This window comes from Stenotrophomonas sp. CC22-02, from assembly GCF_004365115.1.
Classification (GTDB): domain Bacteria; phylum Pseudomonadota; class Gammaproteobacteria; order Xanthomonadales; family Xanthomonadaceae; genus Stenotrophomonas; species Stenotrophomonas forensis.
In genome coordinates, this window is sequence record NZ_SOCO01000001.1 from 2,571,032 (window position 1) to 2,584,310 (window position 13,279).

13 protein-coding genes are annotated in these 13,279 nt (G+C 67.5%); 6 read left to right on the forward strand and 7 right to left on the reverse strand.

Annotation, left to right across the window (positions count from 1 at the left end):
* Positions 1-82 precede the first annotated feature (82 nt).
* The 4 genes from rplT to thrS all read right to left on the reverse strand — a co-directional run bounded on the left by rplT (position 83) and on the right by thrS (position 3,410).
* Complete coding sequence (gene rplT, locus N440_RS11910; RefSeq protein WP_005410435.1) at positions 83-442, reverse strand: 50S ribosomal protein L20; 360 nt, start codon at positions 440-442, stop codon at positions 83-85.
* Positions 443-453: 11 nt separating this feature from the next.
* On the reverse strand, positions 454-651 hold the full coding sequence (rpmI, locus tag N440_RS11915; protein WP_005410436.1) for a 50S ribosomal protein L35: 198 nt from the start codon (positions 649-651) through the stop codon (positions 454-456).
* Between the two features lie 266 nt (positions 652-917).
* On the reverse strand, positions 918-1,460 hold the full coding sequence (infC, locus tag N440_RS11920) for a translation initiation factor IF-3 (protein WP_080357233.1): 543 nt from the start codon (positions 1,458-1,460) through the stop codon (positions 918-920).
* Positions 1,461-1,508: 48 nt separating this feature from the next.
* Positions 1,509-3,410, reverse strand: coding sequence for a threonine--tRNA ligase (gene thrS, locus N440_RS11925; protein WP_049456625.1), 1,902 nt, complete (start codon positions 3,408-3,410; stop codon positions 1,509-1,511).
* A gap of 362 nt (positions 3,411-3,772) precedes the next feature.
* On the opposite strand from thrS, the gene N440_RS11930 reads away from it, so the two are divergent.
* The 4 genes from N440_RS11930 to N440_RS11945 are packed head-to-tail and all read left to right on the forward strand — an operon-like array spanning position 3,773 to position 8,036.
* Positions 3,773-5,899 (forward strand): TonB-dependent siderophore receptor, encoded by a 2,127-nt coding sequence (locus tag N440_RS11930; RefSeq protein ID WP_133935204.1) that lies wholly within the window; start codon positions 3,773-3,775, stop codon positions 5,897-5,899.
* Positions 5,900-5,906: 7 nt separating this feature from the next.
* Positions 5,907-6,203: a hypothetical protein gene (locus tag N440_RS11935; protein ID WP_040007368.1), complete on the forward strand. Its 297-nt coding sequence runs from the start codon at positions 5,907-5,909 to the stop codon at positions 6,201-6,203.
* A complete protein-coding gene (locus N440_RS11940; protein ID WP_008266569.1) occupies positions 6,203-6,466 on the forward strand; it encodes a hypothetical protein in 264 nt (87 codons plus the stop codon). The genes N440_RS11935 and N440_RS11940 overlap by 1 nt, the downstream gene beginning before the upstream one ends.
* A gap of 10 nt (positions 6,467-6,476) precedes the next feature.
* Complete coding sequence (locus N440_RS11945; RefSeq protein WP_133935205.1) at positions 6,477-8,036, forward strand: PepSY-associated TM helix domain-containing protein; 1,560 nt, start codon at positions 6,477-6,479, stop codon at positions 8,034-8,036.
* Between the two features lie 37 nt (positions 8,037-8,073).
* On the opposite strand, the gene N440_RS11950 is transcribed toward N440_RS11945, so the two are convergent.
* Entirely contained in the window at positions 8,074-9,267 is a 1,194-nt protein-coding gene (locus N440_RS11950; RefSeq protein ID WP_133935206.1) for a glycoside hydrolase family 18 protein, read from the reverse strand.
* A 222-nt stretch (positions 9,268-9,489) separates the two neighbouring features.
* On the opposite strand from N440_RS11950, the gene N440_RS11955 reads away from it, so the two are divergent.
* Positions 9,490-10,779, forward strand: a complete 1,290-nt coding sequence (locus N440_RS11955; RefSeq protein ID WP_243831345.1) for an outer membrane protein assembly factor BamD — start codon at positions 9,490-9,492, stop codon at positions 10,777-10,779.
* Positions 10,664-11,719, forward strand: a complete 1,056-nt coding sequence (locus tag N440_RS11960; RefSeq protein WP_243831373.1) for a serine hydrolase — start codon at positions 10,664-10,666, stop codon at positions 11,717-11,719. The genes N440_RS11955 and N440_RS11960 overlap by 116 nt, the downstream gene beginning before the upstream one ends.
* Here N440_RS11960 and N440_RS11965 read toward each other — a convergent pair.
* The gene (locus N440_RS11965) at positions 11,688-12,887 is read right to left on the reverse strand and encodes a transcriptional regulator (RefSeq protein WP_243831346.1); all 1,200 of its coding nucleotides are present in this window, start codon (positions 12,885-12,887) and stop codon (positions 11,688-11,690) included. The genes N440_RS11960 and N440_RS11965 overlap by 32 nt on opposite strands.
* Positions 12,887-13,249, reverse strand: a complete 363-nt coding sequence (locus tag N440_RS20495) for a winged helix-turn-helix domain-containing protein (RefSeq protein ID WP_243831347.1) — start codon at positions 13,247-13,249, stop codon at positions 12,887-12,889. Before N440_RS20495 ends, N440_RS11965 begins: the two co-directional genes overlap by 1 nt.
* Positions 13,250-13,279 lie beyond the last annotated feature (30 nt).

Here is a 13,279-nt window from a genome sequence, read left to right on the forward strand (position 1 = left end):
TGGGGAAGGACTTGCGCCCTTCCCCATGCATTGCCTTGACCTGACACCGTTCCGAGTGAACGGTTACGGCATCGGGAAGGACTTATGCCGCCAGCGCGCCCTTGGCCTTTTCGGCCAGCGCGGCAAAACCGGCTGCGTCGTGCACGGCGATGTCAGCCAGGACCTTGCGGTCCAGGGTGATGCCAGCCTTCAGCAGGCCGTTCATGAAGCGGCTGTAGCTCAGGCCGTTGATGCGGGCAGCCGCATTGATACGGGTGATCCACAGCGAACGGAAGTTGCGCTTCTTCTGCTTACGGCCGATGTAGGCGTACTGCTGTGCCTTGATGACCGCCTGCTTGGCGACGCGGAAGACCTTGCGACGGGCGTTGTAATAGCCCTTGGCGAGATCCAGGATTTTCTTGTGGCGGCGACGCGCCTGTACGCCACGCTTAACTCGTGCCATTTTTCAGTTCCTCAGAGGTAAGGGAGCATGCGGTCCAGACGGCCTGCGTCTTCTGCACGGACATGGCCCGTCTGACGCAGATTACGCTTACGCTTGGTCGCTTTCTTCGTGAGGATGTGGCTACGGTTGGCGTGGCCGCACTTGTACTTGCCCGAGGCGGTCTTGCGGAAACGCTTGGCCGCTGCCCGGTTGGTCTTGATCTTGGGCATTGCAATGTCCTTGATGGGATATGACCCTGGTTTCTGACTGATCTGGCGGCGGCCTGGGCCGCTCTTTCCGTCCTGCCATGATCGGCGTACGACCCGTCCTGGGTGGGTCGAGCCGGGCATGATACAGGCAAAACCGCCCTGTCACCAGCCCCTGCAACCCTTTCACCGGCAATTCACCGGGGTGCCGCAAAAGCAAAGGGACGCCATCGGCGCCCCTTCACCCTGAACCATTCAGCCAGGCGCCCCGGAAGGCGGCCGGTCAGGCCTCAGGTCTTCTTCTTCGGCGCGATCATCATGACCATCTGACGCCCTTCCAGGCGCGGACGGGATTCAATGACGATGTCCTCGCCCAGATCGGCCTCGATCCGGTTGGCCATTTCGCGGCCCAGTTCCTGGTGGCTCATTTCACGGCCACGGAAACGGATGTTGACCTTGATCTTGTCACCATCTTCGAGGAACTCACGCATCTTGCGCAGCTTGATCTGGTAGTCGCCCTCGTCCGTGACCGGACGGAACTTCACTTCCTTGATCTCGACCTGCTTGCTCTTCTTCTTGGCCTCGTTGGCCTTCTTCTGCGCTTCGAACTTGAACTTGCCGAAGTCCATGATCTTGCAGACCGGCGGATCGGCCTGCGGCTGGATCTCGACCAGGTCCAGGCCTTCATCTTCGGCCATGGACAGCGCTTCGTCGCGCGACAACACGCCGATCATTTCTCCGTCACTGCCGATCACGCGGACGCGCGGCACACGGATTTCCTGATTCTTGCGGTTCTGTTTGTTGTCAGGGGTGCTGATATTACGTTCTCCCAAGGGTATCGAACCGGTCCGGGTGCCTGTGCGCCCGGACCGGACCTTTGCTTACGCGCCCTCGGCGTGGAGCCGCTCGATGAAGGCCTGCAGGCTCATGCTGCCCAGGTCTTCGCCAGAACGCGTACGCACCGCTACAGCGCCGTTTTCCTTCTCGCGGTCACCAATGACCAGCAGGTACGGCACGCGCTGCAACGTATGCTCGCGGATTTTATAGCCGATCTTCTCGTTACGCAAATCCGAGCTGACGCGGAAGCCTTGCTCCGCAAGGGTTTTGGTCACGCCCGAGACGTATTCAGCCTGGGCGTCGGTGATGTTGGCCACCACCACCTGGGTCGGCGCCAGCCAGGCCGGGAACTGGCCGGCGTGGTGCTCGATCAGGATGCCCAGGAAGCGCTCCATCGAGCCGACGATGGCCCGGTGCAGCATCACCGGGTGCTTCTTCTGGCTGTTCTCGTCCACGTACTCGGCGCCGAGGCGGCCCGGCATCATGAAGTCGACCTGCATGGTGCCCAGCTGCCAGGTACGGCCGATGGCGTCCTTCAGGTGGTACTCGATCTTCGGGCCGTAGAAGGCACCCTCGCCCGGCAGCTCCTGCCACTCCACCCCATTGCTGGACAGTGCCGAGCGCAGCGCGCCTTCGGCCTTGTCCCAGGTGGCGTCGTCGCCCAGGCGCGATTCCGGACGCAGCGCGATCTTGACCTGGATCTCATCGAAGCCGAAGTGCTGGTAGACCGCCAGCGCCTGCTGGTGGAACGCGGTCACTTCCGCCTCGACCTGGTTTTCGGTGCAGAACACGTGGCCGTCGTCCTGGGTGAAACCACGCACGCGCAGGATGCCGTGCAGGGCGCCGGACGGCTCGTTGCGGTGGCAGGCACCGAACTCGCCATAGCGGATCGGCAGGTCGCGGTAGCTGTGCAGGCCCTGGTTGAACACCTGCACGTGGCCCGGGCAGTTCATCGGCTTGAGCGCGTAGGTGCGCTTCTCCGATTCGGTGAAGAACATCGCGTCCTGGTAGTTGTCCCAGTGGCCGGATTTCTGCCACAGGCTCACGTCCAGGATCTGCGGGCAGCGCACTTCGCCGTAGCCGGTCTTGCGGTACACCTTGCGCATGTACTGCTCGACCACCTGCCACAGCGCCCAGCCCTTGGGGTGCCAGAACACCAGGCCCGGGGCCTCTTCCTGCAGGTGGAACAGGTCCTGCTGCTTGCCGATGCGGCGGTGGTCGCGCATTTCGGCTTCTTCGATGCGCTTGATGTACGCCTCGAGCTGCTTCTTGTCGGCCCAGGCGGTGCCGTAGATGCGCTGCAGCTGCTCGTTCTGCGCGTCACCGCGCCAGTAGGCGCCGGAGATGCGGGTCAGCTTGAAGGCCTTCAGGAAGCGGGTGTTCGGCACGTGCGGGCCACGGCACATGTCCACGTATTCCTGGTGGTAGTACATGCCCATCGCCTGGATGTCGTCGGACATGTCCTCGATCAGGCGCAGCTTGTAGTCCTCGCCACGGGCCTTGAAGATCTCGACCACTTCGGCGCGCGGCGTCATCTTCTTGATGACGTCGTAGTCCTGGGCGATCAGCTCGCCCATGCGCTTCTCGATCGCCGCCATGTCTTCCGGGGTGAACGGGCGCTCGGAGTAGATGTCGTAGTAGAAGCCCTCGGCGATCACCGGGCCGATGACCATCTTGACGTCAGGGTACAGCTGCTTGACGGCGTGGCCGACCAGGTGGGCGCAGGAGTGGCGGATGATCTCCACGCCCTCCTCGTCCTTGGCGGTGATGATGCGCAGGCTGGCATCGTGGTCGATGACATCGCTGGCATCGACCAGCACGCCATCGACCGAGCCGGCGATGGTGGCCTTGGCCAGGCCGGCGCCGATCGACTGGGCGACGTCCATGACGCTGACGGGGTTTTCGAACTCGCGGCGGCTGCCGTCGGGAAGAGTGATATTGATCATCGCAGTGGCTTCGTGCGGGGCCCGCCGGGCGGGCTGGAAAGCGTTCCCGGGCGATGGCCCGGGCAATAAAAAAGCGCCGCGAGGGCGCCTGGAACGCAGGGCCTTCGGGGGCAGGTCAACCGTGGGCGGTGGTAGTGCTCATGTCGCACGCTCGGCCGGCGCTGGACGCGGGCCACCTTGTTCCAGTCAGGGGTCTGCGACGATCTTAAACCAGCAGGGAGGAAAGCCCAAGCCGACCGGGGCCTGCCGCCCGCAAACGCGGCTGAATGGCCGTCGCTGGCGGGGCCAAATATCAATGATTACCATACGCAGGCGTTTCTCACTCGCGTGTGGCGCGCCCCTTTCTGGCCCTGGACCCACCCATGTATACGCTGTCGCTGCCGGCCCGTGCCGGCCTGCTCCGTGCCCCACTCTCCGCCCTCGCCCTTGCCGTCTGCGGCATGCTTCCGGGCCTGGCTGCGGCCGACGAGGCACGCACGCTCGACACCGTGCAGGTGACCGCCCCGATCGCCACCGAGAGCGGCAGCGCGACCAAGACCGATACCCCGCTGCGCGAGATCCCGCAGTCGATCTCGGTCATCACCGACCGGCAGATGCGCGACCGTGGCATCCATGGCGTTGAAGAGGCGGTGTGGTACACCGCCGGCGCCCAGGGCGGCCAGTTCGGCGAAGACACGCGCAGCGACTGGCTGCTGGTCCGCGGCTTCAATCCGGCCCGCTACCTCGATGGCCTGGCCATGGTGGAAGGCACCTGGACCGGCGAATCGCGCCTGGAGCCCTATGGCCTGGAGCGCATCGACGTGCTGAAGGGCCCGGCCTCGGTCAACTACGGTGCGATGCCGCCGGGCGGCCTGATCAACTTCGTCAGCAAGCGGCCACACGCCAACCCGCTGCAGGAGGTGGAACTGCAGGTCGGCAACTACGGCCTGAAGCAGGCCGCCTTCGATATCGGCGGTGCGCTCAATGACAGCGGCAGCGTGCTGTACCGGCTGGTCGGCCTGGCCCGCAACAGCGACAACGTGATCGACCACGTCCATGACGATCGCTACTACCTGGCCCCCTCGCTGACCTGGACGCCGGACGATGCCAACGCGCTGACCGTGCTGGCCCGCTACCAGAAGAACGACACGGTCGAAACCGGCGGCTTCCTGCCTTACCAGGGCACGGTGGTGCCCGGCGCCAATGGCCGCTACATCTCCCGCCACTTCTTCAGCGGCGAGCCCGGCGTGAACGACTACACCAAGGAAAGCGCCGCGCTCGGCTATGAGTTCCGCCACGATTTCGGCGATGGCACCGTGTTCAACCAGAACGCGCGCTACAGCTGGGCCGAAGTGGACGCCAGCCGCGGCAGCCTGGGCCTGTTCGGCCTGGTGTCGCCGGACAGCACCGAGCTGGTGCGCTACTACTACCCGCGCCTGGACAAGTCCGAAAGCGTGGCCATCGACAACAACCTGACCTTCCGCTTCCTCACCGGCCGTGCCGAGCACACGGTGCTGGCGGGGCTGGACTACCGTCGCGCGCGCAACGATTACGCCTCGGCGTTCCTGTTCGGCGCGCCCGGCATCGATGCCTACAACCCGGTATATGGCGCGCCGGTGCAGGTGCCCGACTACACCTCGCGCCAGGTGCAGACGCAGAGCACGCTGGGCCTGTACCTGCAGGACCAGATCCGCATCGACCGCTGGCTGGTCACGCTGGCCGGCCGCCAGGACTGGGTCGGTACCGATACCGAGCAGCGCATCGGCACCGCCAGCCGCGCCCACCAGAGCGATGACAGGTTCTCCGGCCGGGTGGGCGTGAACTACCTGTTCGACAATGGCGTGAGCCCCTACGTGAGCTGGTCGCAGTCGTTCCAGACCACCATCGGCACCGACTACGCGGGGCGCGCGTTCGTGCCGACCACCGGCGAGCAGTTCGAGGCCGGCGTGAAGTACCAGCCCGAGGGTGGCCGCCTGCTGCTGACCGCGGCGGCGTACCAGATCGAGCAGGACAACACGCTCACCGTCGACCCGCAGCACACCCTGTTCTCGATCCAGCAGGGCCAGACCCGCGTGCGCGGTGCCGAGCTGGAAGGGCGCTGGAACATCGGCCAGGGCCTGAGCGTGTACGGCAGCTACACCCGCCTCGACGCCAAGGTCCGGCGCAGTACCGATGCCGCTTCGGTAGGCAAGCGGGTGGCCCTGGTGCCGAAGGAAAGCGCGTCGCTGGGCGCCGACTACACCTTTACCGCCGGCGCGCTGAGCGGGTTCGGCTTCGGTGCCGGCGTCCGCTACAACGGCGGCATCTACGGCGACATCTACAACGACTGGTACACGCCGTCGTTCACCCTCATCGATGCCAGCGTGCATTACGACCGCGGCCCGTGGCGCCTGCAGGTCAATGCCGCCAACGCCGCCGACAAGAAGTACGTGTCGGCCTGCAACAGCGCGACCTGGTGCTACTACGGCTACCCGCGTACCGTCACCGCCAGCCTGCGCTACCAATGGTGAGCCCGCGATGATCACGGTAGGCCTGTCGACGCTGGGATTCTGCAGCCTGGGCATGCTGGCGGCGATGTTCTCGGCGCTGGCCTTCTATGCCGCCTCGCCGCACTGCCGCTGGCCACGCCTGCGCCGCGCCGGACGCCTCGGCCACCAGATCGGCCTGGTTGCCGCCGCCGCATCGCTGTGGCTGTGGATGGCCGAGCTGGGCTTTGCCGCTGGCCTGGTCGCGATGCTGTGCACCTGGATGCTGTCGGCGATGCTGCTGCCGGCACTGGCCGCGTGGCATCGCCCCGGCGCGGAGACACCGTGATGTGGGCGCGCGCGTTTGCCGGCATCTTCGCCGGCTTCTTCCTGGCGGCCGCCGCCACCGGACTGGTCACCTGGCTGCCACCGGGCCCGTGGCAGAACGCCCTGGTGCCTGCGCTGATCGCCTTCGTGCCGCTGTGGATGCTGGCGGCTTTGTGGGCCTTCAGTTTCCGCCGCGCCGGGTATGCCTGGCTGGCCCTGGCCGGCAGCGCGGCGGCCGGCTTCGCTGTGCTCGGGCTGCTGCGCATGGCCGGGGCCGTGCAATGAGATCAATCGCATGAAGTTCAGCTCGCAGACCCTGCGCACGTTCACCACCCTGCACACCTGGGTCGGCCTGGTGGCCGGCTTCGGGCTGTTCGTGGCCTTCTATGCCGGTGCACTGACCCTGTTCCACCACGACCTGCCGCTGTGGCAGACGCCGGGCGCGGCCACTGCGTTGCCTGCCAGCCTGGATGACGCGCAGTACCTGCTGGAGGACGTGCTGACCGCACATGCGGAAGCACGCCGGCATGTCGGCATGACCTTCCCCGGTGCCGAGCATCCGCAGCCGCTGGCCTACTGGCAGGCCGACGACGGGGGGTGGCGCTATGCCTGGCCGGGGCAGACCGCCGGCAGCCCGACGCCGCCGCAGTCGGGCCTGGCCGAACTGGTCAACGAGCTGCACTACAGCCTGGGCCTGCCGGTGGCCGGCATCTACGTGATGGGCATCGTCAGCCTGCTGTATGGCATGGCCCTGCTCAGTGGCCTGGTGATCCATCTGCCGAAACTGCTCGGCGACCTGTTCGCGCTGCGCCCGGGCCGCAATCTCAAGCAGCTGTGGCAGGACGCACACAACGTGATCGGTGTGCTCAGCCTGCCGTTCCACCTGATGTTCGCGGTGACCGGTGCCCTGCTCTGCCTGGTCTTCATCCAGATCGCCCTGCTCAACCCGCTCATCTTCGAAGGCAAGGCCATGCAGGCGGTGCCGACGGCGATGGACACCGCGCCCGTGCGCGCCGCCAGCGGCGTGCCGGCCGCTCCGGGCAGCCTGCGCGAACTGCATGCGCGCGCGCTGGAAGTGGCGCGCGCGCAGGGCGTGACCGATTTCGAACCGGCCTACCTGAAACTGGCCAACGGTGGTGATGCCAATGCCACCATCGAGATCACCGGTGAATCCAGCGGCACCCTCGGCCCGCTCGGCTCGGTCGCGCTGGACGTCGCCAGTGGCCGCCTGCTGGCCAGCCAGCTGCCCGGCCACCGTGATGCCAACCACGCCACGCTCAGCGCCGCCTATGCGCTGCATTTCGGTGAGTTCGGCAATGGCGTGGTGGTCTGGCTGTACTTCCTGCTGGGCCTGGGCGGTGCCTTCCTGTTCTATTCGGGCAACCTGCTGTGGATCGAATCGCGGCGCAAGCGCCGGCAGCCACTGCAGCCGCGCTCCGGGGTGAACATGGCGCGGGCCACGGTGGGCGTGTGCATCGGCCTGTGCGTGGCGATCTCGGTCGCGTTCGCCAGCGCACTGGTGCTGGAACGGGTGGCACCGTCCGCCGTTGATCACGGCATCCGCTGGGCCTGTTTCGGCAGCTGGGCCGCCTGTGCGCTGTGGGCGGCACTGCGCCGCCCGGCCCAGGCGGCACGCGAGCTGCTCTGGGCCGCCGCGATCAGCACCGCGCTGGTGCCGGTGCTGCATGGCGCCCTCAGCGGTGACTGGTTGTGGCGCGCGGCCGCGCATGGGCACTGGCCGCTGTTCTGGGTCGATGCGATCGCACTGGCCATGGCGTTCGGCTTTGCCCGGCTGGCACTGGCCAGCCAGCGTCGCGCGCGCAACGGCGATCCCAACAGCGTCTGGGCCAATTGAGGTAGCGCCGGGCATGGCCCGGCGCTACTGCCCCTCCTCAATCGCCGATGCGGGCCTTCTGCCACGGGCCAAGCATGGCGTTGAGCAGGCTGGCCTGTTCGTCATCGCCGGTCAGCTCCCACATGAACACCCCGGCCAGGCCCTGCTCGCGGGCGAACTGCGCGCGCAGCCCGATCGAGCGCGGGTCTTCGTAGCTGATGAAGATCTTCTGCTGCGGGTTGTACAGCCACGGGCTCTGCGCCTGCGGCTGCCAGTGCTTCGTCCAGCCGGGCTGGTCGAGATAGCGCGCCTTGATCACCCGCCAGTCGCCCGCGTCGGCCGGTGCGCTGTAGGCCTGGTACAGCCCATCGGCGGCGTCGCCGGTGACCTTGAAACCACGGCCATAGAACGGCACGCCCAGCACCAGCTTGTGGGCCGGCACGCCGTGATCGCGGTAGTACTGCACCGCGCCGGCCACGTTGTTCCAGCGGCGCAGTTCCGGTGCCAGCGGATCGGCCGGCACTTCATGCAGCGGGGCATTGAAGGTCGACACCGCCGAGAAACCGGTGCCCATGTCGTAGCTCATCAGGTTGATGAAATCGAACACCCTGGCCAGCGCCGGCAGGTCGTAGCTGGCGGCCGGATCGTAGGGGCCATCGGTCTGCAGGCGACCGGCGGCCAGCGCAGCGGTCAGCAGCATCGGCTGCCCCTGCTTGCGCCCGCGCGCGTCGAGTGCGACGCGGAACGCCTGCGCGAGCCTGGTCAGGTTGGCGCGGTCCTGCGGGCGATGCGCCAGCTCCTTCGGCCCACCGCTGACCGGGAATTCCCAGTCGATGTCCACGCCATCGAAGCTGCCGGCGTGGCGATCAAAGAACAGCGCCATGCAGGAATCGACCAGGCGCTTGCGGCTGGCCTCGTTCAGCGCCGCATCGGAGAAACCGCCCGCGCCCCAGCCGCCGATGGAAATCAACGTGCGCAGGTGCGGATGCGCCTTCTTCAGTTCGGCCAGCGCAGCGAAGTTGGCCGGCGCTTCGGCACCGACCGTGCAGCGACCGTCTTCAATGGTGGAAAACGCATAGAACAGGTGGGTCAGGCGTTCGGCCGGAATGCTCGACACCGGATAGCGCTCAGCCGACCCGCCAGGATAGTAGGCACCGAAGATCGGCGCCTGCGGTGCCGCAGCGGCGTGTGCAGCGATGGGCAGGGCGCCGGCAATCAGCACGGCAAGGACAGCCACGGTCTGGCGCAACATGGGATCTCCCGGTTCGAAGGCGCAGCCACGTTAGCAAACCGATGTGCCTGCGGTACGGATGTCGCGGCATGTCGTCCAGTGGACACGCGTGCTACCACCCAGGACGACACGCCAGTAGTCACGCCATTGCCATCGTGCGCCGCAGCAGGACAGCCGCCGACGCCGCGTGCGCCCTCGCCCGCATCGGCTAAGGTAGCCGCGGATCTTCAACCTCGCATGGACATGAGCAACGACCACGACCACACCGATGACGGCGCACGGCCGGACGACGCCACGCTCGACGAACTGCAGGCGCTGGAAGCCCGTGCCTATGCCGCATTCCACGAAGGCGACCTCGCGCGGGCCGTGGCCCTGTTCGGTGAATTGACCGGGCATGCCCCGGAGGTTCCCTACCTGCATTACATGCGCGGGCTCGCCCACAAATACCTGCGCAACTGGCCGGCCTCGCTGCGGGACAACCTGCAGTCGGAACAGCTGCGCGACGCGTTCGATGTAGCCACCGCATGGAATGCCGGTATCGCCGCCACTGCAGTGGGCGACTGGACCGAAGCGCGGCGCCAATGGAGCCGCTGCGGCATCACCGTACCCGGCGACGCGGGGCCGATCGACGGCGATTTCGGCGTGGCCTGCCTGCGCCTGGCGCCGTGGTCCGCCGCCGAGGTGGTCTACATGCACCGCATCGATCCGGTGCGCGCCCGCATCGACAATGTGCCGCTGCCGGAAAGCGGCTTCCGCTTCGGTGACATCGTGCTGCATGACGGCGCCTCGACCGGCCACCGCACCTACCGGGAGCAGAGTGTGCCGGTGTTCAATGCGATGCAGTGCCTGCAGCCATCGGAGATGGCCACCTTCACCGTGTTCGTGCAGTGCGATTCCGCCGATGACATCGCTGCCCTGGAAGCCATGCACCTGCCCGGCATCGGCATGGTCGAGGATTGGACCGCGACCGTGCGCAGGCTGTGCCGCCGTTGCAGCTACGGTACGCCGCACCAGCACGATGACGCAGCGGAGTGCGCGGATGGCTGGGCACGCGCGCGCGATCTCGGCATTGCTGCGCAAGGGCGTGCCGCGGTGGAAAAACTACTGGCAACGTGGACCGCTGCGGCCCCGGGGCGCGTGCTGGAGGCCATCGAACAGCGCGAGCATCCGCTGAGTGACCCCGAGCCGGGCCAGGTCTGGTGGCTGGGGGAAGAAGAAGAAGAAAGATGCCCGGTAACGCCGAGCGTGTTCGACTCCGGCGATGCCTCCAACGGCGTGTCAACCAAGGTTGACACCTACCGGATCGAAGCGCCTTCTGGCACAAGGTCTTCAGAATTCTTCAGGCGGCTTTCCAGCACTTCAGATGCAGTGCTGGCTCAATCGGGCTCCCTTTCGATGGAGCCCGCCGATGCGTTCGATCCTGCTCGTCCTCACCCTGCTCTGCGCCGCGTGTGCCGCGACCTTCACCGCTCGCGCCACGCCTCCAGATCCGGCACGCCTGCTGGCGCTGCAGCAGGCCATCGCCCGCGATGAGCTCAAGCAGATCCGCAGCGTGCTGCTGCAGGTCGATGGCCAGGTGGTCTACGAGGGCTACTTCAACGGCGCCGACGCACAGACCCTGCACGACGTGCGATCGGCCAGCAAGGGCGTGACGGCACTTCTGGTGGGCGCCGCCATCGGCGAGGGACGCGTGCCCGGCGTGCAGGCCCGGGTGTACGACTACTTCCCGGCGTTCACCGCGCAGCACGCGGTCGACCCACGCCTGCGCGCCACTACCCTGCAGGACCTGCTGACCATGAGCAGCCTGTGGGAGTGCGATGACGAGAACCCGTTCTCGGCCGGCCACGAAGAACGCATGTACGTCACCGAGCGGTGGCTGGACTTCGCGCTGGCGCTCCCGGTGAAGGGATTTGCGCCCTGGATGCAGCGGCCGCAGGACAGCCCGCATGGCCGCGCGTTCGCCTACTGCACCGCCAACCCGTTCGTGCTCGGTGCCGTGCTTGAACAGGCCAGCGGCCAACCGCTGGCCGACTATGCCGCACGCGTTCTGGAGCAGCCGCTGGGCATCACCCACAGCCAGTGGAACCGTTCGCCGGAGGGCATCGGCATGGGCGGCGGCGGCACCCGCTACCGCACGCGTGACCTGGCCCGGTTCGGCCAGCTGGTACTGGACGATGGACGCTGGCAGGGTCGCCAGCTGGTCCCCAGGGACTACATCGCGGCGATGGTGCAAGCACAGGCCACGACGCCCGATGGCAGCGATTATGGCTACCAGTGGTGGGGCCTGAAGCTCGATGTGCAGGGTGCGTCGCGCACCGTGTGGGCGATGTCCGGCAATGGCGGCAACTATGTGTTCGTGCTGCCCGAGCAGCGCGTGGTGGCCGTGGTCACCAGCCAGGCCTTCAACCGCTCCTTCGCCCATCCACAGTCGCGGCGCATCCTCACCGAGTTCCTGCTGCCGGCGCTGCGCTGAGGGCGGCCAGATCCTCCGGCCGCCAGGCGGCGGCCAACACCTGCGCGCGCTGTCGGGCGATGTCGGTATCGATGCGCTGCAGCAACGCGGGCCAGCCCGGGGCGCCGTGCAGGGGCACCAGCAGCGGCGTGGCACGCAGCCATGCCACGTCACGGAAGCCGTCATCGACGGCCTGATGCAATGCGGCGACGGCCGCATCCGTACGTCCAGCAGCCTGTAGCAGCAGTGCCCGCTCCACCGCAGTGTCGGACCAGCCATCGCCGGCGCTGGCGTCGAGCTGCTGCAGACGCTGCCCGATCCACGCGGCCTGCGCCGGCTGCGCGCCGTACAGGCCCGCCAGCGTCTGCCCCAGTGATTGCTGGGGCCGCAGCTGGCGGCCGTGCTCGAACGCCGCTGCTGCAGTCACCGGGTCATCGGCCAGCAGCGCCAGCTCGCCCTTCAGGCGCAGCAGCTGCGGGTGCGGCGTGCCGCGCGCCAGCGCCTCGTCCAGCGCCTGCCTGGCCTGTTGCGGCGTGCCGGCCAGATACAGGCTGCGCGGCCAGGCGATATTGGAAAAGACGTTGTCCGGGTAGAGCTGGAAGTTGCGCGCGTGGCGTTGCGCTGCAGCCTGGGTGAAGCCCAGCAGTTCCAGCTCGCGCGCCACCTGCACGTCACGGAAACGCACGCGCTCGGGCGCCTTCAATGACAGGTTCTCGCGCAGCGCCGTCACCAACTGGCCGCGCTCCTGCCGCAGATACGCCAGCGACGCGCGGCTGCGTTCGTCGGCGGGATCCAGTTCCAGCGCACGCGCGTAACCGGCCATCGCCTGCGGCATGTCGCCGAGGCAGTCCTGCGCATAGCCCCACAGCGCATGGGCGGCGGCATCGCGCGGCGCCCGCCTGCGCTCCTCGCTGGCCAGGGCCAGCGCCTCTTTCACTTGTGCCGGCGAGCCGTTGAACAGGCAGCCCTGCGTCGCCAACGCACGCGACAGTCCGCGCCGCCCCGGCGTGGACTCCGGATCGACCTGCAGCGCCTGACGGTAGAGGCTGATCGCCCGCTCGTTGTTGCTGGCCTGGCCGATGCCGGCGTAGTAATCGGCCCTCTGCAGCGCCGTCTGCGCCGCACCGGGCGCAGTCGGCCGCGGCCACCCCACCAGCGTTGCGGCGACGCCCAGCGCCACGGCCGCCATCAGGCCCCACCCTGCCCTGCCGCGCCAATGCGACCGGGCAGGCTGTGCGGTGCCCGGCAACGGCTGCGCGCACAGCTGGTAGCCGCGCCCGCGTACCGAACGGATGTAGCCGGCCGGCGGCTGTCATCGCCCAGTGCCTGGCGCAGCAGCTTGACCCGTTGGCTGACCGCATCTTCGCCGACTACTGCCGGCGCCCAGACCTGCGCCGCCAGGGTGTCGAAATCGACGACCTCGGCGCCGTGCGCCAGCAGCACGTCCAGCAGCGTCCAGCTCAGGCCGCTGACCGGCAGGATCTGGCCGGCGCGGCTGACCCGCTGTGCCGGGCGGTCAATGTCCAGATCGAGCAGGCGAAGGGTGTCCATGGGCGAAGCATAGCGGCACGCCGGCCGCGG

What these genes read in the sequence shown, in the direction of transcription:
- rplT (WP_005410435.1), bottom strand. Translation starts at nt 442, where the DNA reads ATGGCACGAGTTAAGCGTGGCGTACAGGCGCGTCGCCGCCACAAGAAA.
- rpmI (WP_005410436.1), bottom strand. Translation starts at nt 651, where the DNA reads ATGCCCAAGATCAAGACCAACCGGGCAGCGGCCAAGCGTTTCCGCAAG.
- thrS (WP_049456625.1), bottom strand. Translation starts at nt 3,410, where the DNA reads ATGATCAATATCACTCTTCCCGACGGCAGCCGCCGCGAGTTCGAAAAC.
- N440_RS11930 (WP_133935204.1), top strand. Translation starts at nt 3,773, where the DNA reads ATGTATACGCTGTCGCTGCCGGCCCGTGCCGGCCTGCTCCGTGCCCCA.
- N440_RS11935 (WP_040007368.1), top strand. Translation starts at nt 5,907, where the DNA reads ATGATCACGGTAGGCCTGTCGACGCTGGGATTCTGCAGCCTGGGCATG.
- N440_RS11940 (WP_008266569.1), top strand. Translation starts at nt 6,203, where the DNA reads ATGTGGGCGCGCGCGTTTGCCGGCATCTTCGCCGGCTTCTTCCTGGCG.
- N440_RS11945 (WP_133935205.1), top strand. Translation starts at nt 6,477, where the DNA reads ATGAAGTTCAGCTCGCAGACCCTGCGCACGTTCACCACCCTGCACACC.
- N440_RS11950 (WP_133935206.1), bottom strand. Translation starts at nt 9,267, where the DNA reads ATGTTGCGCCAGACCGTGGCTGTCCTTGCCGTGCTGATTGCCGGCGCC.
- N440_RS11955 (WP_243831345.1), top strand. Translation starts at nt 9,490, where the DNA reads ATGAGCAACGACCACGACCACACCGATGACGGCGCACGGCCGGACGAC.
- N440_RS11965 (WP_243831346.1), bottom strand. Translation starts at nt 12,887, where the DNA reads ATGGCGGCCGTGGCGCTGGGCGTCGCCGCAACGCTGGTGGGGTGGCCG.
- N440_RS20495 (WP_243831347.1), bottom strand. Translation starts at nt 13,249, where the DNA reads ATGGACACCCTTCGCCTGCTCGATCTGGACATTGACCGCCCGGCACAG.